19 protein-coding genes are annotated in these 23035 nt (G+C 69.3%); 17 read left to right on the top strand and 2 right to left on the bottom strand.

What is annotated here, in order from left to right:
• Nucleotides 1-254: 254 nt before the first annotated feature.
• Complete coding sequence (gene uxaC, locus ABZS42_RS28810) at nt 255-1676, bottom strand: glucuronate isomerase (RefSeq protein ID WP_355150555.1); 1422 nt, start codon at nt 1674-1676, stop codon at nt 255-257.
• Between the two features lie 180 nt (nt 1677-1856).
• On the opposite strand from uxaC, the gene ABZS42_RS28815 reads away from it, so the two are divergent.
• From ABZS42_RS28815 to ABZS42_RS28875, 13 genes are all read left to right on the top strand, one after another.
• Nucleotides 1857-2846: a LacI family DNA-binding transcriptional regulator gene (locus ABZS42_RS28815; RefSeq protein ID WP_355150557.1), complete on the top strand. Its 990-nt coding sequence runs from the start codon at nt 1857-1859 to the stop codon at nt 2844-2846.
• A gap of 68 nt (nt 2847-2914) precedes the next feature.
• Nucleotides 2915-4135: an extracellular solute-binding protein gene (locus ABZS42_RS28820; protein ID WP_355150559.1), complete on the top strand. Its 1221-nt coding sequence runs from the start codon at nt 2915-2917 to the stop codon at nt 4133-4135.
• Nucleotides 4132-5271 carry an ABC transporter ATP-binding protein gene (locus ABZS42_RS28825; RefSeq protein WP_355150561.1) on the top strand — a complete coding sequence of 380 codons (1140 nt, stop codon included), beginning with the start codon at nt 4132-4134 and terminating at the stop codon, nt 5269-5271. The genes ABZS42_RS28820 and ABZS42_RS28825 overlap by 4 nt, the downstream gene beginning before the upstream one ends.
• Nucleotides 5268-6197, top strand: coding sequence for an ABC transporter permease (locus tag ABZS42_RS28830; RefSeq protein ID WP_355150563.1), 930 nt, complete (start codon nt 5268-5270; stop codon nt 6195-6197). Before ABZS42_RS28825 ends, ABZS42_RS28830 begins: the two co-directional genes overlap by 4 nt.
• Nucleotides 6197-7075, top strand: a complete 879-nt coding sequence (locus ABZS42_RS28835) for an ABC transporter permease (RefSeq protein WP_355150565.1) — start codon at nt 6197-6199, stop codon at nt 7073-7075. Before ABZS42_RS28830 ends, ABZS42_RS28835 begins: the two co-directional genes overlap by 1 nt.
• An 84-nt stretch (nt 7076-7159) precedes the next feature.
• Complete coding sequence (locus tag ABZS42_RS28840; RefSeq protein ID WP_355150567.1) at nt 7160-8680, top strand: altronate dehydratase family protein; 1521 nt, start codon at nt 7160-7162, stop codon at nt 8678-8680.
• Nucleotides 8656-10155 carry a mannitol dehydrogenase family protein gene (locus ABZS42_RS28845; RefSeq protein ID WP_355150569.1) on the top strand — a complete coding sequence of 500 codons (1500 nt, stop codon included), beginning with the start codon at nt 8656-8658 and terminating at the stop codon, nt 10153-10155. Before ABZS42_RS28840 ends, ABZS42_RS28845 begins: the two co-directional genes overlap by 25 nt.
• Nucleotides 10156-10309: 154 nt before the next feature.
• The gene (locus ABZS42_RS28850) at nt 10310-10807 is read left to right on the top strand and encodes a hypothetical protein (protein ID WP_355150571.1); all 498 of its coding nucleotides are present in this window, start codon (nt 10310-10312) and stop codon (nt 10805-10807) included.
• Entirely contained in the window at nt 10804-10974 is a 171-nt protein-coding gene (locus ABZS42_RS28855) for a hypothetical protein (protein ID WP_355150573.1), read from the top strand. The genes ABZS42_RS28850 and ABZS42_RS28855 overlap by 4 nt, the downstream gene beginning before the upstream one ends.
• A 350-nt stretch (nt 10975-11324) precedes the next feature.
• Nucleotides 11325-12995: a glycosyl hydrolase family 28-related protein gene (locus ABZS42_RS28860; RefSeq protein WP_355150575.1), complete on the top strand. Its 1671-nt coding sequence runs from the start codon at nt 11325-11327 to the stop codon at nt 12993-12995.
• A gap of 69 nt (nt 12996-13064) precedes the next feature.
• On the top strand, nt 13065-14504 hold the full coding sequence (locus ABZS42_RS28865) for a glycoside hydrolase family 28 protein (protein ID WP_355150577.1): 1440 nt from the start codon (nt 13065-13067) through the stop codon (nt 14502-14504).
• An 81-nt stretch (nt 14505-14585) separates the two neighbouring features.
• A complete protein-coding gene (locus ABZS42_RS28870; protein WP_355150579.1) occupies nt 14586-16250 on the top strand; it encodes a glycosyl hydrolase family 28-related protein in 1665 nt (554 codons plus the stop codon).
• Between the two features lie 30 nt (nt 16251-16280).
• The gene (locus ABZS42_RS28875; RefSeq protein WP_355150581.1) at nt 16281-18695 is read left to right on the top strand and encodes a glycosyl hydrolase family 28 protein; all 2415 of its coding nucleotides are present in this window, start codon (nt 16281-16283) and stop codon (nt 18693-18695) included.
• A 436-nt stretch (nt 18696-19131) separates the two neighbouring features.
• On the opposite strand, the gene ABZS42_RS28880 is transcribed toward ABZS42_RS28875, so the two are convergent.
• On the bottom strand, nt 19132-19893 hold the full coding sequence (locus ABZS42_RS28880; RefSeq protein ID WP_355150583.1) for an SDR family oxidoreductase: 762 nt from the start codon (nt 19891-19893) through the stop codon (nt 19132-19134).
• 68 nt (nt 19894-19961) lie between these two features.
• Between ABZS42_RS28880 and ABZS42_RS28885 the strand changes: the two genes are divergently transcribed.
• The 4 genes from ABZS42_RS28885 (at nt 19962) to ABZS42_RS28900 (ending at nt 22875) form a co-directional block, all read left to right on the top strand.
• The gene (locus ABZS42_RS28885) at nt 19962-20618 is read left to right on the top strand and encodes a helix-turn-helix domain-containing protein (protein WP_355150585.1); all 657 of its coding nucleotides are present in this window, start codon (nt 19962-19964) and stop codon (nt 20616-20618) included.
• A gap of 64 nt (nt 20619-20682) precedes the next feature.
• Nucleotides 20683-21258: an NADPH-dependent FMN reductase gene (locus tag ABZS42_RS28890; protein ID WP_355150587.1), complete on the top strand. Its 576-nt coding sequence runs from the start codon at nt 20683-20685 to the stop codon at nt 21256-21258.
• Nucleotides 21259-21340: 82 nt separating this feature from the next.
• Entirely contained in the window at nt 21341-21721 is a 381-nt protein-coding gene (locus ABZS42_RS28895) for a VOC family protein (RefSeq protein WP_355150591.1), read from the top strand.
• Between the two features lie 407 nt (nt 21722-22128).
• Nucleotides 22129-22875 carry an SDR family oxidoreductase gene (locus ABZS42_RS28900; RefSeq protein WP_355150589.1) on the top strand — a complete coding sequence of 249 codons (747 nt, stop codon included), beginning with the start codon at nt 22129-22131 and terminating at the stop codon, nt 22873-22875.
• Nucleotides 22876-23035: the final 160 nt, after the last annotated feature.

A 23035-nucleotide genomic window follows, 5' to 3' on the forward strand; every position in this document is an offset into this window, starting at 1 on the left:
GTCCTGTCCACCGGGAGCGACGGCGTTGAGGAACGGGCTGGCGACGTCGAGCAGCCCCAGCGTGTGGCTGTGACGCCCGCGCGGACGGCGGGCAGACTAGCTGCGGACGAAGACTGAGGTCGTGCAGAGCGTCGAGGACTCGTCGACCGATGTCCTCGGCCCCGACGTCGGAACGGTTGAAAACGTTTCGGACCGTGCCGGACCGAAACCTGCGGCGTCGTGCGGCGGGTATCGCTGCTTCGATTCGGACGCCCTCACCCGGTCCGCCGAACGTACGCCTCTCGGGGAAGGCGGTAGGCCAGGTCGGCTGCCGTCTCGATCGCCTCGTCCTCGGTCAGCCGGTGCTCCAGGACGAGACGCGCCAGGTAGCCGGCGTCGACGCGCCGGGCGAGGTCGTGCCGGGCCGGGATGGACAGGAACGCCCGGGTGTCGTCGACGAAGCCGCTGGTGTTGTAGAAGCCGGCCGTCTCCGTCACCAGCTCACGGAAGCGGCGCATCCCGTCGGGGCTGTCCAGGAACCACCAGGGCGCACCGAGGCGTACGGCGGGGTAGACGCCGGCGAGTGGGGCGAGCTCTCGGGAGTAGACCGTCTCGTCGACCGTGAAGAGCACCAGCCGGAACCTCGGGTCGCGGCCGAAGGCGTTGAGCATCGACCGGAGCGAGCGGGTGAACTCGGCCCTGATTGGGATGTCGAAGCCGCGGTCGGCGCCGAAGTCGCGGTGGATTTCGGCATCGTGGTCGCGGAGGACGCCGGGGTGAATCTGCATGACCAGGCCGTCGTCGCAGGACATCCGGGCCATTTCGTAGAGCATGTGACCGGCGAAGGCTTCCGTCGCGTCGGGGCTGGCCGTGCCGTGACGCGCCTTGGTGTAGATCCGCCGTGCCTCGGCCGGGGTCAGCGGCTCGGCGGCGGCGGTGAGGTGGCCGTGGTCGGTGGCTCGGGCGCCGGCCGCGACGAACGCCGCGCGCCGCGCGCGCAGGGCCGCTAGGTAGCCGTCGTAGTCGCCGGTGTCCTCGCCGGTCAGCTCCTGGAGTTGTTCGAGTTGGCGGGTCCAGCCGGGGTGACCGATGTGGGTCAGGGCGTCCGGGCGAAAGGTGGGCACCACCCGTTCGCCGAGCCCCGCCTGGCGGAGCCGGGCGTGGTCGTGCAGCGGCGAGGTCGCGGAGTCCGTGGTGGCGATCAGCTCGATGTTGAAGGTGTCGAGCAGGGTACGCGGCCGAAAACCGGGCTCGGACAGTCGTGCGTCGATGAGGTCGTAGAGCTTGTCGGCGGTGTCGGGCCCGGGGATGAGGTCGAGCTTGAGCACCTCGGCGAGTTCGTGCTCCAGCCAGTAGCGGCTGGGCGTCCCGCGAAACAGGTGCCAGTGGGCGCAGAAGAGCCGCCAGATGGCGCGCGGGTCGGTTTCGACTGCCGTTCCGTCGAGGCGGGGGACGCCGAGTTGGTCGAGGGTGACGCCCTGCGAGACGAGCATCCGGGTCACGTAGTGGTCCGGCACGACCAGCAGGTGGGCCGGGTCGGAGAAGCGCTCGTCGTCGGCGAGGACCGCGGCGTCCACGTGCCCGTGCATGCAGAGCAGCGGCAGTTCCCGCGTGGAGTGGTAGATGCGGCGGGCTACGGCGCGGACGTCGTCGCCAGCCGGTAGCGCGCGGTCGGGATGCAGACGCAGCTGTGCCACGAACTTCTCCTCTGCGGCTTCGATGGAACGGGCCCTGCAAAGGATTGCATCGACGGGTCTCTGTCACAAGGGTGGGTCGTAGCAGAGCCGGGAAACATTCATGCGGAACAGTATTGACAGGGTTCTGCAATCGCTTTCAGACTTCGGACGTGACGGTTCCACGATTGAGGAGGTGAACCGTTGCGCACGACGATCCGCGAGGTGGCCCGGGAGGCCGGCGTGTCACCGTCGACCGTGTCCCGGGCCCTGTCGATGCCCGGACTGGTCAACTCGGTGACCCGGGAACGGGTGCTGCGCGCCGCCCAGCGGTTGGGTTACGAACCGAACCGGGCCGCGCGGGGTCTCATCACCGGCCGGACCGGCAACCTGGGGTTGATCGTGCCGGACCTGGCCAACCCGTTCTTTCCCAGCCTGGTGAAGGGTGTGCAGGCCAGGGCCCGGGAGGCGGACTACGCCGTGTTCCTGGCCGACTCCGACGAGGACCCGACCGCGGAGAGCGATCTGGTACGGATCCTCGCCAAGCAGGTCGACGGACTCATCCTCTGCTCACCGCGAGGGCGTGAGGAGGACATCCTCACCCTAGCCGCGACCACGACCCTGGTCATGGTCAACCGGCGCTTCGGGCGGGTGCCGTCCGTCGTCTTCGACAACTCCGACGGCATCCGGCAGGCCGTTGCGCACCTGGCGGCGCTCGGCCACAGCCGGGTGGCCTGGGTCGGTGGTCCACGTACCTCCTGGTCCAACCGCGACCGGATCCGGGCGCTGCGCTCGGCGACCGACGCGGCGGGGATGGACCTGTACGTGGCCGGTCACTTCCCGCCCCAGTTCGAGGGCGGGATCGCCGCGGCGGATCTCATCATCGCCTCCGGTGTCACGTCCGTCATCGCCTACAACGACGTCATGGCGCTGGGCCTGCTCGGCCGGCTCCGGGACCGCGGATTGCGCGTACCGCAGGACCTCAGCGTGATCGGCATCGACGACATCCAGATGTCGTCGATGTCGTCGCCCACGCTCACCACCGTTTCGCTCACCAAGGGGCAGGCCGGCCGCGCCGCCGTCGACCTGCTGCTGTCGCTGCTGGGGCAGCCCGACGGCGTGCGCAAGCCGCGTCGGGAACTTCCCACGCAGCTGCTGGTCCGCGCCTCGACCGGGGTCGCGCCGACCGACTGACATCCCGGCCGAAAGGCCGTGCCGCAAGCCACCACCACCGTGACTGACGACCGAGAGAGGGAAGTTTCATGGGTATCACCCGGCGGAGCGCCCTGATCGCCGCAGCATCGTCCCTGCTGACCGCTACCGCCGCCTGCGGCGCCCCGGACAACTCCGGCGGCTCCGGCGGCAACAGCGATGGCGAGGTTCCCGACAAACCGAAGAAGGCCGTGGCGCTGAACATCCTCGACGTCGCGGGCAACCTGCAACTGACCCAGGGAATGATCGACGAGTTCGTCAAGAACAACCCGGACGTCATCTCCCGGGTGACCTACTCCAAGTCGCCCGCGCCGGAACTGGTCGGCAAGATCAAGGCACAGCAGAACGCCGACCGGGTGGACATCGGCCTGGTGCTCACCGGCGTCGACGGCCTCGCGGCCGGCATCGACCAGGGCCTGTGGCTCGACGTCCTGCCGAAGTTCCAGAGCCGGCTGACCGGCATGAACAACTATCTCGCGCCGGCCGCCGCCATGCAGAAGCTCGCCGGCAACGCCGGCGTGACCGTCACCTACTACCCGTCCGGACCGCTGCTGGAGTACCTGCCGGCGACCGTGGCGACCCCGCCGACCAGCGCGGACCAGCTCCTCGCGTACGCCAAGGCCCACCCCGGCAAGGTCCAGTACGCCCGCCCGTCGAACTCCGGTCCCGGGCGTACCTTCCTGATGGGGCTGCCCTACATCCTCGGCGACAAGGACCCGAAGGACCCGGTGAACGGGTGGGACAAGACCTGGGCCTACCTCAAGGAGCTCAACCAGTACGTCGACTACTACCCGTCCGGTACCACCGAGACGATGAAGAACCTGGCCAACGGGTCGGCGCATGTGATCGCGTCGACGACCGGCTGGGACATCAACCCCCGTGTGCTGGGCACCGTGCCGAAGGAAGCGAAAGTCACCTCGCTGCAGGGGTTCCACTGGGTGACCGACGCGCACTACGCGGTGATTCCGAAGGGTGCCTCGACGGACACCCAGGCTGCGGTGCTGGCCCTGCTGGCGTTCATGCTCACGCCTCAGCAGCAGGCCAAGGCGTACGACGACGGCTACTTCTACCCCGGCCCGGCGGTGCAGGGTGTGAATCTGTCCGACGCGCCGCAGAAGAGCCAGGACGCCATCCGGGACTACGGCCGGCCGGAGTACGAGTCGCTGATCGCGAACAACCCGACGGAGGTGCCGCTGGACGCGAAGGCGCTGGTGGCGGCGTTCGACAAGTGGGACCGCGAGATCGGTAGCGGGAAGGTCAAGCAGGGATGACCGCCGGCGCCGAAGCCTTCACCCAGCTGCGACTGGAGGGCGTGTCGCGTCGCTTCGGCGGCCATGACGCGCTGCGCGACCTCGACCTGACGATCGAGGCGGGCGAGTTCGTCGCCCTCCTCGGTCCCTCGGGTTGCGGCAAGTCCACCGCGCTGAACTGCCTCGCCGGACTGCTGCCCCTGACCGCGGGCGGCATCTGGCAGGACGACCGGCGCATCGACACGCTGCCGCCGGAGCGCCGCGGCTTCGGGATGGTGTTCCAGAACTACGCGCTGTTCCCGCACATGTCCGTACGCGCCAACATCGCGTTCGGGCTGCGGATGCGGCGGCTACCGAAGGACGAGATCCGTCGCCGCACCGACGAGGCGGTCCGCCTGGTACGCCTCGAGGAGCACGCGGGCAAGCTGCCCGGCCAGCTCTCCGGCGGTCAGCAGCAGCGGGTGGCGATCGCTCGTGCGGTCGTCCTGGAGCCGTCGCTGGTGCTGATGGACGAGCCGCTGAGCAACCTCGACGCCAAGCTGCGCCTCGAGATGCGTACCGAGATCCGCCGGCTGCACCAGTCGCTGGGGCTGACGACGGTCTACGTGACGCACGACCAGGAGGAGGCGCTCTCGCTGGCCGATCGCCTGGTGGTGCTGCGGGAAGGCCGCGTCCAGCAGATCGGTTCCCCGGAGGGGCTGCACACCCGCCCGGCCAACTGGCATGTCGCCGACTTCATGGGCTACCGCAACCTCTGGACGATGCGGGTGCGGGAGGCGGCGGACGACACCGTCGCCGTCGAGTTGGACGGCTTGCGGCTCGTCGGCGTCCCCGTCGGGCCGGTGGCGCCGGGCGACGAGGTGATCGTCGCGGTGCGCCCCGAGGACGTCCGGGTCGATCAGGCCGGTCCGACGACCAACGCGGTGCCGGCGGAGATCGAGGTGGTCGAGTACCAGGGCCGGGAACTGGCCGCGGAGGCGCTCACCGCCGCCGGCGCCCGCGTCCACCTGCGTACCGACCAGCGGGTGGCGCCCGGCGACCGGGTCACCCTGAGCATCGACCCGCAGCGGCTGCTCGTCTTCCCCGGCGATCCGACCGCGACCCGACCCGCGGACGGGGAGTCGGCCGTGGTCGAGGAACCAGGGCTGGTCGGATGAGCGTCACCACTCCCACCGCCGCCGCGGAGTCCACCGGGCCGCCGCCGCCCGCGCGGGCCCATTGGCAGCACCGCCTCGCCGAGCGCGGCGTCGACCGTCAACTGTGGCTACTCACGCCGGCGCTGCTCTTCGTCGTGCTGCTCTTCCTCTACCCGTTCTTCTACGGGCTGGGCCTGTCCTTCCAGCCCGCCGAGGGCGGGCCGTTCAGCGACTACGCGCGCTTCTTCAGCGACGCCTACCAGCGCGGAACGATCTGGACCACCCTCGGCCTGTCGCTGCCCGCCGCGCTGCTCAACGTGGTCGCCTCGGTGCCGATCGCGTATCGGATGCGGGGCCGGTTCCGTGGCAAGCGGCTGGTCACGATCCTGCTGGTGGTGCCCATCACTCTCGGCACCGTGCTCACCGCGCAGGGCCTGCTGAACTTCCTCGGCCCGACCGGCTGGTTCAACCGGGTGTTGACCGCGCTGCAGCTCACCGACGAACCGATCCGGCTCGTCCACAACTACTGGGGCGTCTTCTTCTCGCTCATCATCACCGGGTTCCCCTTCGCGTTCCTGCTCGTCCTGTCGTACCTGTCCGGCATCGACCCGACGCTGGAGCGCGCCGCGGCGACCCTCGGCGCGGGCTGGTGGCAGCGGTTCCGCATGATCACGCTGCCGCTGCTGATGCCCGGGCTGGCCACCACGTTCTGCCTGGCGTTCGTCCTCGCGTTCAGCGTGTTCCCGTCGGCGGTCCTGGTCGGCAACCCGGCGGGCGAGACCCGGGTCATCTCGATCGCCGCCTACCAGGCGGCGTACGAGCAGTACGACTACCCGTACGCATCGGCGATCGCCATGATTATGGGCCTGATCGAGCTGGTGGTCATCTCGGTGGTGCTGTTCGCCCGGACCCGCTTCTACACCGGTTCCACGGGAGGTAAGGGCTGATGGTCACCACCACCGCGGCAACGGGCGCGGCTTCCGTCGGTACCCGGCGACGTTTCGTCGCCCGTCCCGCCGCCTGGCTGGTCTGGGGCGCGGTCGTCTTCTTCTTCCTGAACCTGCTGGGCGTCGTCGGATCCGTGCTCGTCAGCTCGTTCGGCCGGCGCTGGTTCGACACCTGGCTCCCGGACGGCTACACCACCAGGTGGTACGGCGAGGCGTGGACGGAGTTCGCGCTGCTCCAGGTGATCAAGGTGACCCTGGAGGTGTCCCTGCTCGTCGTGGGACTGTCGCTGGTGATCGGCGTACCGGCGGCCTACGTGCTGGCGCGCCGGAACTTCCCCGGGAAACGGGCCGTCTACCTGGTCTTCCTGCTCCCGATCCTGATGCCACCGATCACCTATGGCATCCCGCTGGCCACCGTGCTCTACAAGTTCGGCTTCGCCGGCCACCTCTCCGGCGTCGTGCTGGCGAACCTCGTCCCGTCCGTGCCGTTCGTGATCCTCACCATGACACCGTTCATCGAGCAGATCGACCCGCGGATCGAAAGCGCGGCCCGGATGTGCGGAGCCGGCATGCGCTCGGTCTTCCTGCACGTGCTGGCACCCCTGCTGCTACCGGGGATGCTGGCCTCGGCGATCCTCGTCCTGGTCCGGACGGTGGGCATGTTCGAACTCACCTTCCTCACCGCCGGTCCGGACTCGCAGACCCTCGTCGTCGCGCTCTACTACTCGATGTCCGCCGCCGGCATCCGCGCCCAGCAGTCGGTGGACGCCATGGCGGTCATGTACACCGCGATGATGCTGGTGCTGCTCGTCGTCGCCCTCCGATACGTCAACCCGACCCAGCTCGTCGCCCGGGTCAAGGAGGAACCGGAGCCGTGAGGACCACCGACACCCAGGTCGTCGTGACCAGCCCGGCAGGCGTACCGGACGGCACGGCACACCCGCGCTGAGGGAGGCGAACCGATGAGCTTGGTGCTCCTGTACGACAGCGACGACGTCGCGGTGGCGACGACGCCGATGAGAGCGGGGGAGCCGTTGGCGCTGCCGGGGGTGGCCGGCACGACGCTGCGCGACGACGTGCCCGCCGGACACAAGGTCGCCCTGCGTGACCTCGCCGCCGGATCGCCGGTACGCAAGTACGGCCAGGTGGTCGGCCGGGCCCTGGCGGACATCCGCGCGGGCGAGCACGTGCACACGCACAACGTAGGAATGCCGCTGGACACGGCCGCCCGCGTGGCCGCTGGGGAGGGCGGGACCGTCCCGCGGCTCCCCGCCGACCTGCGCCGCACCTTCCACGGCTACCGCCGCCCCGACGGCCGGGTCGCCACCCGCAACTACGTCGGCGTCCTGACCACCGTCAACTGCTCGGCCACCGTCGCCCGGAAGATCGCCCGGGTCACCGAGGACGACGCGGAAGGGCTCGACGGCGTCGACGGCGTCGTCGCACTGACCCACGGCACCGGATGCGGGATGGCCGACCGGGGCGAAGGGTGGGACCTGCTGCGCCGTACCCTGGCCGGCTACGCCCGCAACCCGAACATCGGGGGCCTGGTCGTGATCGGGCTCGGCTGCGAGGTGAACGCGGTGGCCGGGCTCATGACCGACCTCGGGGTGGCCGAGCATGTGCCGGTGTCCTCGTACACCATCCAGGAGCTGGGCGGCACCTCCGCCGCGGTGGCCCGCGGCGTCGAACTGGTCCGCGGCATGATGCGTGACCTCGCCGGCGCGACGCGCACCGAGGTGGGGGTCGAGGAACTTGTGCTCGGCCTGCAGTGCGGCGGGTCCGACGGCTGGTCCGGACTGACCGCGAACCCGGCCCTCGGCATCGCCTCGGACCTGCTGGTGGCGGCCGGCGCGACGTCCGTGCTCGGCGAGACACCGGAGATCTACGGCGCCGAACACCTGCTGGCCGCGCGGGCGACCAGCCCGGAGACGGCCGCGGCGTTGCTGGAACGGATCCGGTGGTGGGAGGAGTACACCGGACGGCAGGGCACGACGATGGACGCCAACCCGTCCCCGGGCAACAAGGCGGGCGGCATCACCACCATCCTGGAGAAGTCGCTGGGCGCGGTGGCGAAGGCCGGCCGGAGCCCGCTCGCCGCGGTGCGGCACTACGCGGAGCCGATCCCGCGACCCGGACTGGTCTTCATGGACACACCCGGCTACGACCCCGTCTCGGTGACCGGGATGGTCGCGGGCGGCGTGAACCTCATCTGCTTCACCACCGGGCGCGGCTCGGTCTTCGGCAGCCGCCCGGTCCCGACCGTCAAACTCGGCACCAACGCCGAACTGGCCAGCCGGATGGCCGGCGACATCGACCTGGACTGCTCGCCGATCGTCGAGCAAGGCGTCTCCGTCGACGAGATGGGTCGGCGCGTCTACGACCTGCTGCTGGACGTGGCGTCAGGTCGCTGCAGCGCCAGCGAGGAACTGGGTCTCGGCGGTGAGGAGATCGTCCCGTGGCAGTTGGGCGCCGTGCTGTGACCGGTGGGCCGAACGCCACGCCCCGGCTGCGCCTCGACACCCTGGGCCGCCGCGCATCGGGCGGCGCGTTCACCCCGCCGGCGGTGGATCCGCGCGCGCTGCGGGTCGGCGTCGTGCACCTAGGGATCGGCGCGTTCCACCGGGCGCACCAGGCGGTCTTCACCGAGCTGGCCATGGCGGCCGACGGCCGCGACGACTGGGGCATCGCGGGCGTCACCCAGCGGTCGGCGTCCGTGCGTGACCAGCTCATGCCGCAGGACAACCTCTACTCGGTGCTGGAGCGGGGCCCCGGCGCCGAGCCCCCGCACGTCGTCGGCAGCGTCCGCGAGGTGCTGCACGGGGCGGGCGACCCGACGGCGGTCGTCGACCGGATCGCCGACCCCGCCGTACGGGTCGTCACGCTCACCGTGACCGAGAAGGGTTATCGCCGCGACGGCACCGGCCGGCTGGACCGGTCGGATCCAGAGGTCGCCGCCGACCTCGCCGGACGCCCGCCCCGGACCGTCGTCGGGCAGCTCGTCCGTGGGCTCCAGCGCCGGGCGGCCGGCGCCGCCGGACCGGTCACCGTGCTCTCCTGCGACAACCTGGTCGGCAACGGCGAGGTCCTGCGCGGGCTCGTGCACGACTTCCTGGACGCGCTCCCGGGGGCCGAGGCGGGACCGCTCGCGGAATGGCTCGCCGCCTCCGTGCGTTTCCCGTCCAGCATGGTCGACCGGATCGTTCCCGCCACCACCGACGACGACCGCGCCGACGTCCGGACGGCGCTGGGGCTGGACGACCGGGGCGTCGTGGTGGCCGAACCGTTCCGCCAGTGGGTGATCGAGGACGACTTCGCGGCCGACCGGCCCGCCTGGGACCTCGCCGGCGCGGTGTTCACCGGCGACGTCGCCGCCTGGGAGTCGGTGAAGCTGCGCATGCTCAACGCCACCCATTCACTGCTCGCGTACCTGGGGGCACTGCGCGGTCACGACACGATCGCGGCCGCGCTCGCCGACGACGAGCTCGCCGCCACCGCAGAAGCGCTGATGATCGAGGACGTGACGCCGACGCTGCGCGTGCCCGACGGCCTGGACCTGGCCGGCTACCGGCGGCAGGTGCTGGAACGGTTCGCCAACCCGGCGCTGCGCCACCGGACCGTTCAGGTCGCCATGGACGGGTCGCAGAAGCTGCCCGTCCGGCTGCTCGGCACCGTCCGCGACCGCCTGGCCGCCGGGGCCGTGCCGCGGCAGGCCGCGCTCGCGGTCGCGGCCTGGATGGTGTACGTCGCGAAGGGCCGGGACGCCCGCGGCCGGGAGCTTCCGCTCGACGATCCGCTGGCCGACCGGCTCAAGGTGGCCGCAGCCGCCGGTGTGGGCGACTCGAAGCGGCTGGTCGACTCGCTGCTGCACATCGAGGAGATCTTCGGTGCGGACCTCCCCGAGCACGACGGCTTCCGGGACGTCCTGATCGACCACGTTGCCCGACTCACCGCCTGAGAACTGCTGACGGAGGTGAGTTCACAGGTTCCCGGTACAGCCGGTGTGGACGATCGTTGCCGGGACCGAGACGGCGTACAGGGCGTTGTCGTACCCCCGATGTAACGTCCAGGCGGGGTGAGGGTTCATGCCCTGCGGTTGACGGAGGAGCGGGTTGACTATTCCGACAGGCGAGCCGGTGGTGGTGGTGTCCCGGCGCATCGGCGCCCCGGCGGGAGACATCTTCCGGATCCTGGCCGATCCCGGACGGCACGCGGACCTCGACGGTTCGGGAATGCTGCGCGGTGGGGTCTCCGACGCCGTGGTCTCGGGCGTGGGCGACGTCTTCGTGATGCGGATGCACTACGAGCGCTACGGCGACTACGAGATGAACAACCACGTCGTCGAGTACGAGCCGGACCGCCGCATCGGCTGGGAGCCCAGGCCCGGTCGCGGGCACCCGGACGCCACTGATCCCGGGGCCGCCTGGGGCCACCAGTGGATTTTCGACCTGGTGCCGGACGGAGCCGGGGCGACGGTCGTGACCGAGATCTTCGACGGTTCGCGCATGCCGGAGGACAAACGCGCGGAAGTGGACAGCGGGCGTGTCTGGTGGCAGACGCAAATGGCGAGCACCCTGGAACGCCTCGCCGATCTCTGCGCCGCGCGGTGAACACCGAACTCGACGCCCTCAAAGGCGCCCTGGACCGCCAGCGCGAGCACGTCCTCGGGACCTTCGAAGCGGTCAGCATCGATGCCGGCGCGACGACGCTGGCGGACAGGCAGGCCACCATCTGTTTGAGAAGCCGGATCCTCAAGACATCGTCCTCGCGGGTGTGACGGACGGGCGGTCTCGCGGCCCAGTCAGGTGCCTGCCGCCGGGTGTCGCAGCATTCTGAAACCGTTTGCGGTTACCTGAGGGCAACAAGCGGCGGGGGCGTTCGTCATGCGTCCGAGGGGATGAAACAAGTTTCAAACGCGATCGTGGTCCGGCCGGTTCGCTGCCCAGCGGGAGGTTCGCCCACCCGCGCGACGGCGATCGCCGAGGGCGAAGATCGATTCTGAAACAAGTTTCAAGCCGGTGCGGCATTGACCATCACCGAACTGTTTGGTGTCGTGAACGTCGGACCGCAAACGGTTTCAGATCCGCGCGGTCCCCGACGAGGTTCGGAGGAGAGATCATGTCGCCGATGACGGATCCCACCATCACTCGACGCGGGCTGTTCGGTCTTGGGGCGGCCGCCGCCACGACGCTCACCGGCGTCACCGGATCCGCGCGGGCGGCGGCGCCGGATGACCTCACGCCGCCGGGCGACGCCGCCGCGGATCTTCTGCGACAGTGGCGGGAGGCGCCGGGCAGCCATCCGCTGCTGCCGGACGTGTCGACCGCCGGCTACCGGCTCGGCCGGAAACCGCCGCGACCACCGGTCACCACGAAGGTCACCGACTTCGGCGCCCGGCCGGACGGAACGGACTGCACCGCGGCGTTCGACGCCGCCGTACGCCACGCGGGCGAGCACGGGGGGGGAGTGGTGCTGGTGCCGCCCGGCACCTGGACGCTCTCCGGACCGGTCTGGATGCACTGGTCGGGGGTGGTGCTGCGCGGGGCCGGCCGGGACGCCACCGTGCTGCACTGCACCCGTTCCCTCGACGACGGATACCGGCCGAACCGCCAATCCAACGGCAACAGCCGCTGGTCGTGGACCGGCGGACAGATCTGGTTCGTCGCGCCCGAGCGGCGGGCCCGCTCCGAGGCCGAGGACTACGCGGGCACCGAGGGATGGCTGCTCGGTGACGTGCTCGCCGAGGTGGGCGGCGCCTCCCGCGGCCAGCGGACCCTGGTGGTCTCCGACACGAGCCGACTGACCCCCGGCGACATGGTCGTGCTCGAGTGCCAGAACCCAGCGGACGCGAGCCTGCTGCGCCACCTCGCCGGCGACGTGCCCGGCACCCGGGACTACGACTGGCCCCGCCGCGCACCGCAACTCGTCACCGGATCCGGCGGGCAGTACGTGCAGTACGCGACCCTGCAGTGGCCGGTGCGGGTGGCCGCGGTGCTCGGCGACCGGATGGTCCGGCTGACGCAGCCCCTCAAGTACGACCTCCGGCCCGGCTGGCCGGCCCAGCTGCGCGCGATCGGCCCCACCGTCCACGACGCCGGCGTCGAGCACCTCACGGTCCGCAACCAACCCGTCCCGCAAACCGCGCACAACCGGCACCCGGGCTCGAACGGGGTGTGCTTCCAGGCGGTCCACGACTGCTGGGCGCGGGACGTCCGCGTGGAGAACTGCGACCTCGGGTTCGGGCTCACCACCGCCAAGGCGATCACCATCACCGGGGTGACCGTCGGCGGGCGGGCCGCCCACCACAGCTTCGCCTGCCGGATGCAGTCGAACGACAACCTGGTGGAGAACTTCGAGATCGAACGTTTCACCGTCCCGGTACCCTCCGGTGCGATCCACCACGGCCTCAACGTGGAGGGGCTCTCGGCCGGCAACGTCTACCGCGGCGGGCGCATGGCGGAAGGCACGTTCGACACCCACCGCGCACTGCCCTTCGAGAACGTTCGCACCGACATCACGGTGGACAACAACGGGCAGGTGGGCGGATCCGCCGCGTCCGGCCCGCTGTTCGGCGCGCGGATGACGCACTGGAACGTGCGCATCACCAACGGCCGGCCGTACGCGATCACCATCGCCGACGTGGCGCCGCGCAGCGCGACCGTCGGCGTGCAGGGCGTCGAGGACACCGGCAGTGGACTGCCCCGTGACTTCTCCGGCGACCTGGAATCACTGCTCGCCGACCACCGGTCGGCACCATCCGTCGAGGACCTCTACCTCGCCCAACGCGGGCGACGCTAGCTTTCCGCACCTGCCCCAGAAGGACGCCCCGTACCGAGTCCTGTGTCAGCCGGAGCCCGGGAGAGTGCAATGACCACCGAACACAGCAGGCGTAACGTCCTTCGCTGGGCGGCGGCGACGAGCGCCGCCGCAGCCCTGACGCCGCTGCTCGGCGGTCAGGCGCACGCCGATCCGACGCCGGCCGGCAATCCGTGGGCCCGCGCCCGGTACATCAGCGCCAAGGTGCGGCGCCCACACTTCCCGGACCGCTGGTTCGACGTCACCCGGTACGGCGCGGTGGGTGACGGCGCCGCCGATTGCACGCTGGCCATCCGACGGGCCGTCGAGGCCTGCCATGCCGCCGGGGGTGGGCACGTGCTGGTGCCGGCCGGCCGTTTCGTGACCGGCCCCATCCACCTGCTCAGCAACGTCGACCTGCACGTCACCGCCGACGCCGTGGTGCTGTTCAGCCAGAACCCGGCCGACTACCTGCCCGCCGTGCTGACCCGGTTCGAAGGCGTCGAGCTCTACAACTACTCGCCGCTGATCTACGCCTACGGTCAGGAAAATATCGGCGTCACCGGCACCGGAACGCTGGACGGCCAGGCGGACAACGCGCGCTGGTGGCCGTGGAAGGGCAAGCCGGAGTACGGCTGGAAGCCCGGCGACCCCAAGCAGGACGACGCCCGCGGCCGGCTGTTCGCGATGGCCGAACAGGGCGTGCCGGTCGCGCAGCGGGTCTTCGGTGAGGGGGACTACCTGCGGTCGTCGTTCATCGAGCCGTACCGGTGCCGCAACGTGCTCATCGAGGGCGTCACGATCGTCCGGTCCCCGATGTGGGAGATTCACCCGACGCTGTCGACGAACGTCCTCGTCCAGGGCGTCACGGTCGACTCGCACGGTCCGAACAACGACGGGTGCGACCCCGAGTCCAGCCGGCTGGTCGTCATCCGGGACTGCACCTTCGACACCGGTGACGACTGCATCGCCATCAAGTCCGGGCGCAACGCCGACGGGCGCCGGGTCGCTGTGCCCAGCGAGGACATCCTCATCGAAGGGTGCCTGATGCGCGACGGCCACGGCGGCGTGACCATCGGCAGCGAGATGTCCGGCGGCGTACGCAACGTCTTCGTCGACGACTGCGAGATGTCCAGCCCCAACCTGGACATCGCGCTGCGGTTCAAGACGAACTCGGTCCGCGGCGGTTTCATCACGGGCTTCCACGCCCGCGACATCCGTATCGGCGAGGTCGCCGGCGCGGTGATCGACATCAACTTCTACTACGAGGAAGGCCCCGGGTACGGGTTCAACCCCGTCGTCGGCGACATCGACGTCCGAGATCTCACCGTGCGTTCGGCCGGACGGGCCCTCAACCTCCGCGGCTACTCAGATGCGCACATCCACAGGGTGACCCTCACCGACATCGACTTCGGCACGACCAGCAGTCCCGACGTGGTGGAGTACGTGGACGGCCTCCTACTACGCAACGTGCTGGAGAACGGCGCACCGCTCGAGCAGCCCTCGGCATGAACGCGGCCGCCGCTCGAGCAGCCACCCGGGCCTGCGCCCGGAAGACCCCGCTGCATCAGGCGCCTCCCAAGAAGGAGAAGCATGACCAGGTCCTCGAATCGTCGCGACGCTCTTCGGTTCGGTGTCGTCGCGGCCGCCGGCGTCCTGCCGCTCGCGGGAGCAAGCGCCGCGAACGCCGCTACGCCGGCTGCCGCGGGCCCACGACCGGGTAATCCCCACGGCCCCTACCTGGAGGTCACGGCGTACGGGGCGAAGGGCGACGGCACGACCGTCGACTCGCCGGCGATCAACCGAGCCATCGAGGCGGCAGCCGCGGCCGGCGGCGGAACGGTCTACTTCCCCGCCGGCACGTACGCGAGCTATTCCGTACGGCTGAAGAGCAACATCACGCTCCTCCTCGACCACGGCGCGACCCTGCTCGCCGCCGCACCGAAGGACGGCGTCGGGTTCGACGATCCGGGCGACGGTGCTGGCAACCCGTATCAGGATTTCGGGCACAGCCACTGGCGGGCCAGCCTGATCTGGGGCGAGGGGCTGGAGAACGTCTGCGTCCAAGGGCCAGGCCGGATCGACGGCGCCGCGCTGGTGCGGAACATGTCGGCCAACAGCCCCGCCGGCACCGGCGACAAAGCCATCGCCCTCAAGCTCTGCCGCAACGTGGTCATCCGGGACCTGACCATCATCCGCGGCGGTCACCTGTCCATCCTGCCCACCGGCGTGGACAACCTGACGATCCACAACGTCAGGATCGACACCATCCGGGACGGCATCAACGTCGACAGCTGCCGCAACGTGCGGATCTCGGACTGCACCATCAACACCCACGGCGACGACGCCATCGTGCTCAAGAGCTCGTACGCGCTCGGCTTCGCCCGGCCGACCGAGAACGTCACCATCGCCGACACGATGGTGAGCGGGTACGACGTCGGGACCGTCGTGGACGGGACGTACGGGCGGGACGACCCGGCCGCCGCCGACCGCGACGGGCCCACGGGCCGGATCAAGTGCGGCACCGAGTCCAACGGCGGCTTCCGCAACATCGCCATCTCGAACGTCATCTTCGAGCGGTGCCGTGGTCTGGCGCTGGAGACGGTCGACGGGGGCCTGCTGGAGGACATCACGATCAGCAACGTCACCATGCGTGACGTGTCCAACGCGCCGATCTTCCTGCGCCTGGGTGCGAGGATGCGCGGCCCCGCGGGAGTAGACGTCGGCAAGCTGCGCCGGATCAGCATCAGCGACGTCACCGTGCACAACGCGGACCCGCGATACCCCTCCATGATCGTCGGCCTACCCGGGCACGACGTCGAGGACGTACGCATCAGCAACGTGCGGATCCACATGCGCGGTGGCCTGTCGATGGCGGAGGCGGCAGCACAGCCGGCCAACCTCATCAACACCTTCTTCGCCGAGCCGGGTGCGCGGGAGCCGTACGCCGTCCCGGATCGGCCGCAGGCGTACCCGGAACCGTCGATGTTCGGCATCCTGCCGGCGTGGGCGTTCTACGTACGCCACGCCACCGGCGTCCAGCTGAACAATGTCGACGCCAGGTTCGAGCGCCCGGACACCCGTCCGGCGGTCGTGCTCGAGGACGTCCGGGACGCCGAGTTCCACCACGTCCGCCTGCAGAAGGCGGAGGGCGCTCCGACGTTCGTGCTCCGGAACGTAACCGACTTCGCGCTGCACCAGGGCAGGCCGGTCGAGGACGTGCGGATCCCCGATCACGTCGACGTCCGCGAGATTTGAGGGGTCAGGCCCGATGAGGGGAGCCGAGGAGTGAAGCGTCGTACGCGGGTTCTGCTGTGCCTGGGCGTGGTCGCGGCCATGACGGCCGGGCTATCGGGCCCGAGCCTCGCCGCCGGGCCGGACGACACGACGGCCGCCGGAGGCCGGCCCGGGGCGCGTTCGACGGGAACGGTGGTGGTGGCCCGCACGGGCTCCGCGCCCATCGTCACGAACGTCGGCACGTCCACGATCACCGTGCGCGCCGGCGCCCGGGTGTCCGCGGTCAAGGGCCAACTGGTCGCCTCCGACCGGTCGCGGCAACGGCTCGCGGTCGTCGACGGGGACGGCAGGGAGAAGCGGGCCGAGCGCATCGAGGCCGGGGACCGGCTGCGGGTCACCGCCGAGGACGGCCACTCCGTGGGCAGCTACACCTTCGCCATCGACGACCCGGACGCCGCGCGGCGCGACGGCGTCTACTGGAACCACGCCCGGTACGACGAAATCGACCGCACCGTCAACGCGAACACCCCGGTGTTCCCGGACCGCCGCTGTGACATCACCGATCACCGGTACGCGTACCTGGTCCGGCAGATCACCGAGCGGTATGCCGTCGGCAACGAGGCCGGTGATCCGGCGGTCAAGTCCTCACCGCTCGTCTACGCCTCGCATCAGGTCTGGTACTACGCCGATGCCATCGCCGCGGCGATCGCTGACTGCCACCGGGCAGGCGGCGGCATCGTCGTCGTCCCGGCCGGCGGTTCGCGCAACCCCGACGGGGCCTACTACTCCGGCGCCATCACCCTGTTGAGCAGAATCAACCTGCACATCGAGACCGGCGCTGTCGTGAAGTTCGTCCGCAACAAGACGAACGAGTTCTACCCGGTCGTGCTGACCAGTTACGAGGGCAGCGACCTCTACAGCTTCTCGCCCTTCGTCTACGCGCTGCACCAAACCAATATCGCGGTCACCGGCGGCGGCCTGCTGGACGGGCAGGAGGACATGTGGAACTGGCGTCCATGGAAGAAGGGCTACTGGGGCGAGCCCTCGGTGGAGAACAAGGACACCGACGCGCCGTACGGCACCAACGGCGTCCTCAACGCCATGAACTACGCCGACGTGCCGATTCAGAAGCGGATCTTCTCCGACGACGGGCACCTGCCGGCGACCATCCCGGTGATCGACGGTGACACGGTGCGCAACGTGGCGCCCCCCGCCGACGCGGTGCCGCTCAGGTCGACCTTCCGGCCATCACTCATCCAGACCTACGCGTCCAGCAACGTCCTCATCGAGGACGTGAAGATCCGCAACACGCCGTTCTGGATCGTGCATCCGGTCAGCTCGAAGAACGTCCTGATCCGCAACCTCGACATCTACAGCGACAAGACCAAGGACTTCGAGGCCGGCGGGTGGAACAACGACGACGGCGTGGACCCAGAGTCGAGCAGTCACGTCGTGATGGAGGGCAACCACGTCACGGTCAGCGACGACGGCGCGGCGATCAAGGCCGGCCGTAACGTCAACGGTAGGGAGCACCGCAATCCCAGCGAGGACATCATCATCCGGCACTCGGTCTACAACAACGACGGAGGCGGGTCCGCGGCGGTCTCGATGGGCAGTGAAATGTCCGGGGGAGTCCGCAACGTCTTCATCCACGACAACGAGTTCGGCGGTCCCGGGCTGTCGCTGGCGCTGAAGATCAAGACCAACTCCAACCGGGGCGGCTACGTCGAGAACATCTACCTGAGGGACTGCCTGTTGCGCAGCGGCATCTCGGGGATGGTGCAGTTCGACGGCAACTACTCCGAGACCGTCCCGTTCCCGGGCGCGGACGTGTTCAACCCGACCATCCGGAACATCTACCTGGACAACGTCGACACCGCGCCCACCATGACGCCCGGCCGGACGACCTTCCAGATGTCCAGCGCGGCGTCGCGGTCACCGGTGGAGAACGTCTACTACCGGAACTCGGACTTCTACACCACGAATACCCTCGATGCGGGATTCCGCACGAACAAGAACATCAAGAACTTCGTCGTGGAGAACGTCTCCTACATCAACCCGTCAACGCTGCAGCGCACGATCTACAACACGACCCCACTGAACCTGCTGGACGAGACGGAGGCGGTGACTGACTCGGGTCAGACCGTGCGATTGATAGCGGCGAGCAGCGCCGCCCCGGACACCATCACCGCGGTGCCGGCGAGGACCTTCACCCTTCGCGGAAGAGTCGACCTGACGGCCCATCCGGACTTCGTCGCCGGGGGGACCGTCCGGGTGTTCGTCGACCGGAGTGGCACGCCCATCCCCGCCGCTCTCGCTGCCGACGGAAGCTTCACAACGGGGCCGATCACCCTCGACGACGACCAGAGCTGGTACCAGGATCGGCACTACGTCGCGGTGAACTTCTACAACGGCATCAACATGAACACGGCGGTGTACCAGGTGGCGGTCGCACCAGCAGATTGACCAGCCACACCGGCGCTCGTCCTCTCGCCCGTTCCCGTGAGCGCCATCGCTCACGGGAACGGGCTGAGGTGTTGGTGCGCCAGGATTCCCCCAGCGGGCGGGAATCGTCGGCGATATGGATGGTCCGCGCATCGGTCATGCTCGTGCATGCCGCAGGGCCCAGTCGAGGGCGTAATCGGGACCCAGCCAAGCTCGCGCTCATCGACCTGCCGGACCCAGCGTGAGCCGCCAATGGCCAGCGAAAGGCCCTACCTCCTCAACTGCCCGAAATCGGATGTGCCTCGCCGTTCATGAGGAGGCGAAACAGGAGGCGCTGACCGGCAACCACGATGACTGACGTGCCCCGCCTGAGGGTGACGAGTGGTGTCGCGCGGGAGAACTCGACGTACCCCGCCGTGGTCGCCCTCGAGCGGCGCGTTCTCGACGCGACCTACGGTCAGACACGCGGTCCGAGGAACAGGCCACCGCTTGCGTCGATGACCTGACCGGTGATCCAGCGTGCAGCGTCGGAGGCGAGGAACGCGACGACGTCGGCGACGTCGTCCGGCCCGCCCAGCCGGTTGAGTGCCGTCATTCCAGCGATGAGTTCGGCCAGGCCCGGCGCTTCGAACGCAGATCCGTTGGTCGCTGTCCGCGTGGCGCCGGGAGCAACCGCGTTCACCGTGATTCCTCGGGTACCGAGTTGGGTGGCCAAGGTCCTGCTCATCGTCTCGACCGCGCTCTTCGTCATGGCGAAGGACGTCTGGGTGGGGTTGGCCACGCGGGTTGCCACGGACGAGAGCGTGATGATGCGGCCACCGTCGCGCAGTAGTGGCAATGCTCGCTGGATGATGAAGTACGGCGCGCGCACGTTCACCGCGAAGAGGCGGTCGAACTCGGTGCGTGATGGCCCCGAGCGGGCCGGCGGCGTAGCCGCCGCGTTGTTGACGAGGATGTCGAGTGGCCGACCGGCCAGACCGGCCTCGACTCCGGCGAAGAGCGTGTCGACGTCGTCATCCACGCCCAGCTCGGCCCTGACGGCGAGCGCGGTTCCACCGGCCCGTTCGATCTCGTCGACCGTCGCTGTCGCACCGTCCTTGTCCGTGCCGAAATGCACGATGACCATTGCCCCTTCTTTCGCCAGCCGGGCTGCGATCGCCCGCCCGATGCCACGCGACGCTCCAGTCACGAGAGCCGTTTTGCCGGTCAGCTCATTCATGCCAACCACCTCACGATGCGAGTCACTACCAAGATGGTAGTAACTACCAGTGCGGTAGTGTCTACCACATGCCCGATCAGCACTCAACCCTGAGAGCGCAACGGCGAGCCGAGACGCAACGCGCGATCCAGGCGCACGCCGTACGTCTGTTCACCGAGCGCGGCTACGACGCCACGACCGTCACCGACGTCGCCGAAGCCGCGGGCGTGTCTCCCATGACCGTGTATCGGCACTTCCCCACGAAAGAGGACCTCGTCCTCATCGACCAGCACGGCCAGCTCGTCGCCGAGCGCATCGCCGCGACGCCCGCCACGCAGTCCCTGGTCCGCCGCATCGGCAGCGCGCTCATCGACTCGGCCACGGCACTGACCAGCGGCCGCCACGAAAACAACCTGACAGCGGACGGGCGGTTCCTCCTCGCCCGCCTTCGGCTCATGATTTCCACGCCGGCCTTGCGGGCCAAGCACCTGGACAACCACTACGCCCTTCAGCAGGCCATCGTCGCCGCCATCGAGGACGATGCCACCGATCCCGAGACGACGTTCCACGCCCAGGCGGCGGCCAGCGCATGCCTGGCCGTTCTGCACACGGCACTGGTGCGGTGGGCTGAGGACGACGGACGGGCCGAACTACCGGACCTGATCGCGAAGGCGCTCGCTGCCGCCTTCGGCGATGACATCGTCGACACCCGCCGCGACGCCGGCCCACCGCAACCCGGCGGGTAGCCCCACCAGGCTCGCCGGAGCGGATCCAGGTGACCCGCGATCCGTGCGGTAGCACTCACCGCAGGTGGCGATCCGGTGGATCGCGAGCTGCCTGCCGTACCGTCCCCTCATGACGCATCTTCTGCTGATCTCGGGTAGCACCCGCGCGGGGTCGACCAACACCGCAGCCCTGCGTACGGTGGCCTCGCTCGTCTCCGATGACGTCACCGCCACTCTGTACGACGGACTTGTCGCCCTCCCCGCGTTCGTCCCCGGCGACCAGGAACCGCCGGTCGCTGTCGCGGGGCTTCGCCGTACGGTCGAGGAGGCGGACGCGGTGCTGTTCTGCACCCCCGAGTACGCCGGCAGCATCCCGGGCAGCCTCAAGAACCTCCTCGAGTGGCTGATCGGGAGCGGAGAACTCAACGGCAAGCCGGTCGCCTGGCTTTCGGTGGCGGCTCCCGGGCGTGGTGAGGGAGCCCGCGAAACACTCGAGACCGTGCTCGGCTATGTCGACGCGAACCTGCTGACCTCGGCGTGCGCGCGTATCCCCGTCACCCGCGATGCGGTGACCACGGACGGGATCATCGCCGACCCGCAGGTAACCGCCGCGCTGCGAGACATGCTGACGCGCTTCACCGAGGCGATCGACGGTAACTGAGAGCGCCGCGTGGTGGTAGGTCGGCGGCAACCCGGAAGAGGCCATACTGGCCGTGCTGGCCGGTGGCCTGACCACGAAGGAGGTGTTCGCTTTGCCGATCGGTCGGCTCCATCATCTGATCGTTGACTGCCCCGATCCGATGGCCGAGGCGCGGTTCTGGAGCGCGGTCCTCGGCGACCCGATCACCTACGCGGACGCGGACTTCGTCGTCGTGTCGGCCAGCACGGCGGCGTCCGGGCTGGCGTTTCAGCGCGCCGCCGACCTGACACCGGCTACGTGGCCGGAGCCGGCAGTGCCGCAGCAGATGCACCTCGACCTGATGGTCGATGACCAGGCTGCGGCGGGGGAGGCGGTGCTCGCGCTGGGCGCGCGGCGGCTGCCCGGCGATCACGTGTACGCCGATCCGGCTGGTCACCCGTTCTGCCTGATCAGACGCCCCACCTGGGCGCCGCCCGTGAACTGAGCCCAGCCCTGGTTCGTGCTCAGGGTCTGCGCGGCTCACTTCGGCAGCCGCGTGATCGTCCGGCCGATCCGCGCATGCGCAAGACGATCAAGCAGCACGACGTGGCCGCCGCCCTCGTCGCTCATGACGTCGCTCGCCCAGGTTCCCGGTGGTCACCGGAAGTCGCTGAGGCCGCACGGACGTCCTGCGACGCTCCGGCCTCAGTCGCGGACCGACTCGCTCAGCACCCGACCCTGCTCGCCGACGGCTGCTGGATGCCGAGCAGCGCGCATCGCGGAGTTGGCCGAACCTGGACGGTATAGTCCAGTAGGAGTCTCAATCCTGGACAGATCAGCCAGACACCATGCCAGCGGCGCGTTGCCATTGGCCCATCCAGTCCAGCCAATAATGACGATGAAGTGAGTGTGATGTCGGAACGTACGGCCCTGATCACGGGCGGCACCAGCGGAATCGGAAAGGCGACCGCGCGGATTCTGCACGATCGCGGCTACCGCGTTGCCGTCACCGGACAACGTCAGGAGAGTGTGGCTCGCGCACGGCAAGAATTACCCAACGATGTCCTTGTTTTGCAATCTGACGCGCGGTCGCTTTCGGACATCGACAAGGTTGTGTCCGAAGTCGGAGAACAGTTCGGAAGTCTGACCACGCTGTTCCTGAACGCCGGCGTCAACCGCCCGATGACGCTGGAAAATTGGGATGAATCGGGCTACGACGAAGTGTTCGCCGTCAACACGAAAGGGGTGTTCTTCACCCTGGTCAAGGCCTTGCCGCTGCTGTCCGACGGCGCTTCGGTCATTGTGACCGTGGGTATCGGAGCAACGCGTAGCCTCACCGGCAGCAGCGTTGCGGCCGGGTCACACGGCGCGATGCTCGCCATGATCCCGACACTTGCGCTCGAGCTCGCACCGCGCCGGATTCGTATCAACGCGGTCAGCCCCGGAATGACCGACACCCCGATGACGAGAGCCTCGATCCGGACGGCAACCGATGACGTCGCGGGGACGATGACGGCGATGGCCGAGGACAATCCGTTCGGCCGCCTCGCAACGCCAGAAGACATCGCAGGAACGGTCGCTTTTCTGGCTTCGGACGATGCCGTTTACATCACCGGGCAGGAGATCGTCGTGTCCGGGGGCGCCGGGTTGGCCATCTGACCGAATTGGTCTAGCTCAGGTCGTGTGCGAACGTGCCGATCTGATGGTCGTCATCGGAAGCTGGTTTCGTGCACCGATCAATCTGGCTCTTCGCCCCAGCACCTCGATCGGCCAGTTCGCCCCTCACTCATCGGCTGGGCAGCTCGGCGAACGGCGCGAC

Origin of the sequence: Micromonospora sp. NPDC005367 (genome assembly GCF_040606825.1) — a bacterium.
In the GTDB taxonomy this organism is placed as follows: Bacteria; Actinomycetota; Actinomycetes; order Mycobacteriales; family Micromonosporaceae; genus Micromonospora.

What these genes read in the sequence shown, in the direction of transcription:
- ABZS42_RS28865 (WP_355150577.1), top strand. Translation starts at nt 13,065, where the DNA reads ATGACCACCGAACACAGCAGGCGTAACGTCCTTCGCTGGGCGGCGGCG.
- ABZS42_RS28830 (WP_355150563.1), top strand. Translation starts at nt 5,268, where the DNA reads ATGAGCGTCACCACTCCCACCGCCGCCGCGGAGTCCACCGGGCCGCCG.
- ABZS42_RS28820 (WP_355150559.1), top strand. Translation starts at nt 2,915, where the DNA reads ATGGGTATCACCCGGCGGAGCGCCCTGATCGCCGCAGCATCGTCCCTG.
- ABZS42_RS28835 (WP_355150565.1), top strand. Translation starts at nt 6,197, where the DNA reads ATGGTCACCACCACCGCGGCAACGGGCGCGGCTTCCGTCGGTACCCGG.
- ABZS42_RS28885 (WP_355150585.1), top strand. Translation starts at nt 19,962, where the DNA reads ATGCCCGATCAGCACTCAACCCTGAGAGCGCAACGGCGAGCCGAGACG.
- ABZS42_RS28840 (WP_355150567.1), top strand. Translation starts at nt 7,160, where the DNA reads ATGAGCTTGGTGCTCCTGTACGACAGCGACGACGTCGCGGTGGCGACG.
- ABZS42_RS28825 (WP_355150561.1), top strand. Translation starts at nt 4,132, where the DNA reads ATGACCGCCGGCGCCGAAGCCTTCACCCAGCTGCGACTGGAGGGCGTG.
- ABZS42_RS28860 (WP_355150575.1), top strand. Translation starts at nt 11,325, where the DNA reads ATGACGGATCCCACCATCACTCGACGCGGGCTGTTCGGTCTTGGGGCG.
- ABZS42_RS28870 (WP_355150579.1), top strand. Translation starts at nt 14,586, where the DNA reads ATGACCAGGTCCTCGAATCGTCGCGACGCTCTTCGGTTCGGTGTCGTC.
- ABZS42_RS28900 (WP_355150589.1), top strand. Translation starts at nt 22,129, where the DNA reads ATGTCGGAACGTACGGCCCTGATCACGGGCGGCACCAGCGGAATCGGA.
- ABZS42_RS28880 (WP_355150583.1), bottom strand. Translation starts at nt 19,893, where the DNA reads ATGAATGAGCTGACCGGCAAAACGGCTCTCGTGACTGGAGCGTCGCGT.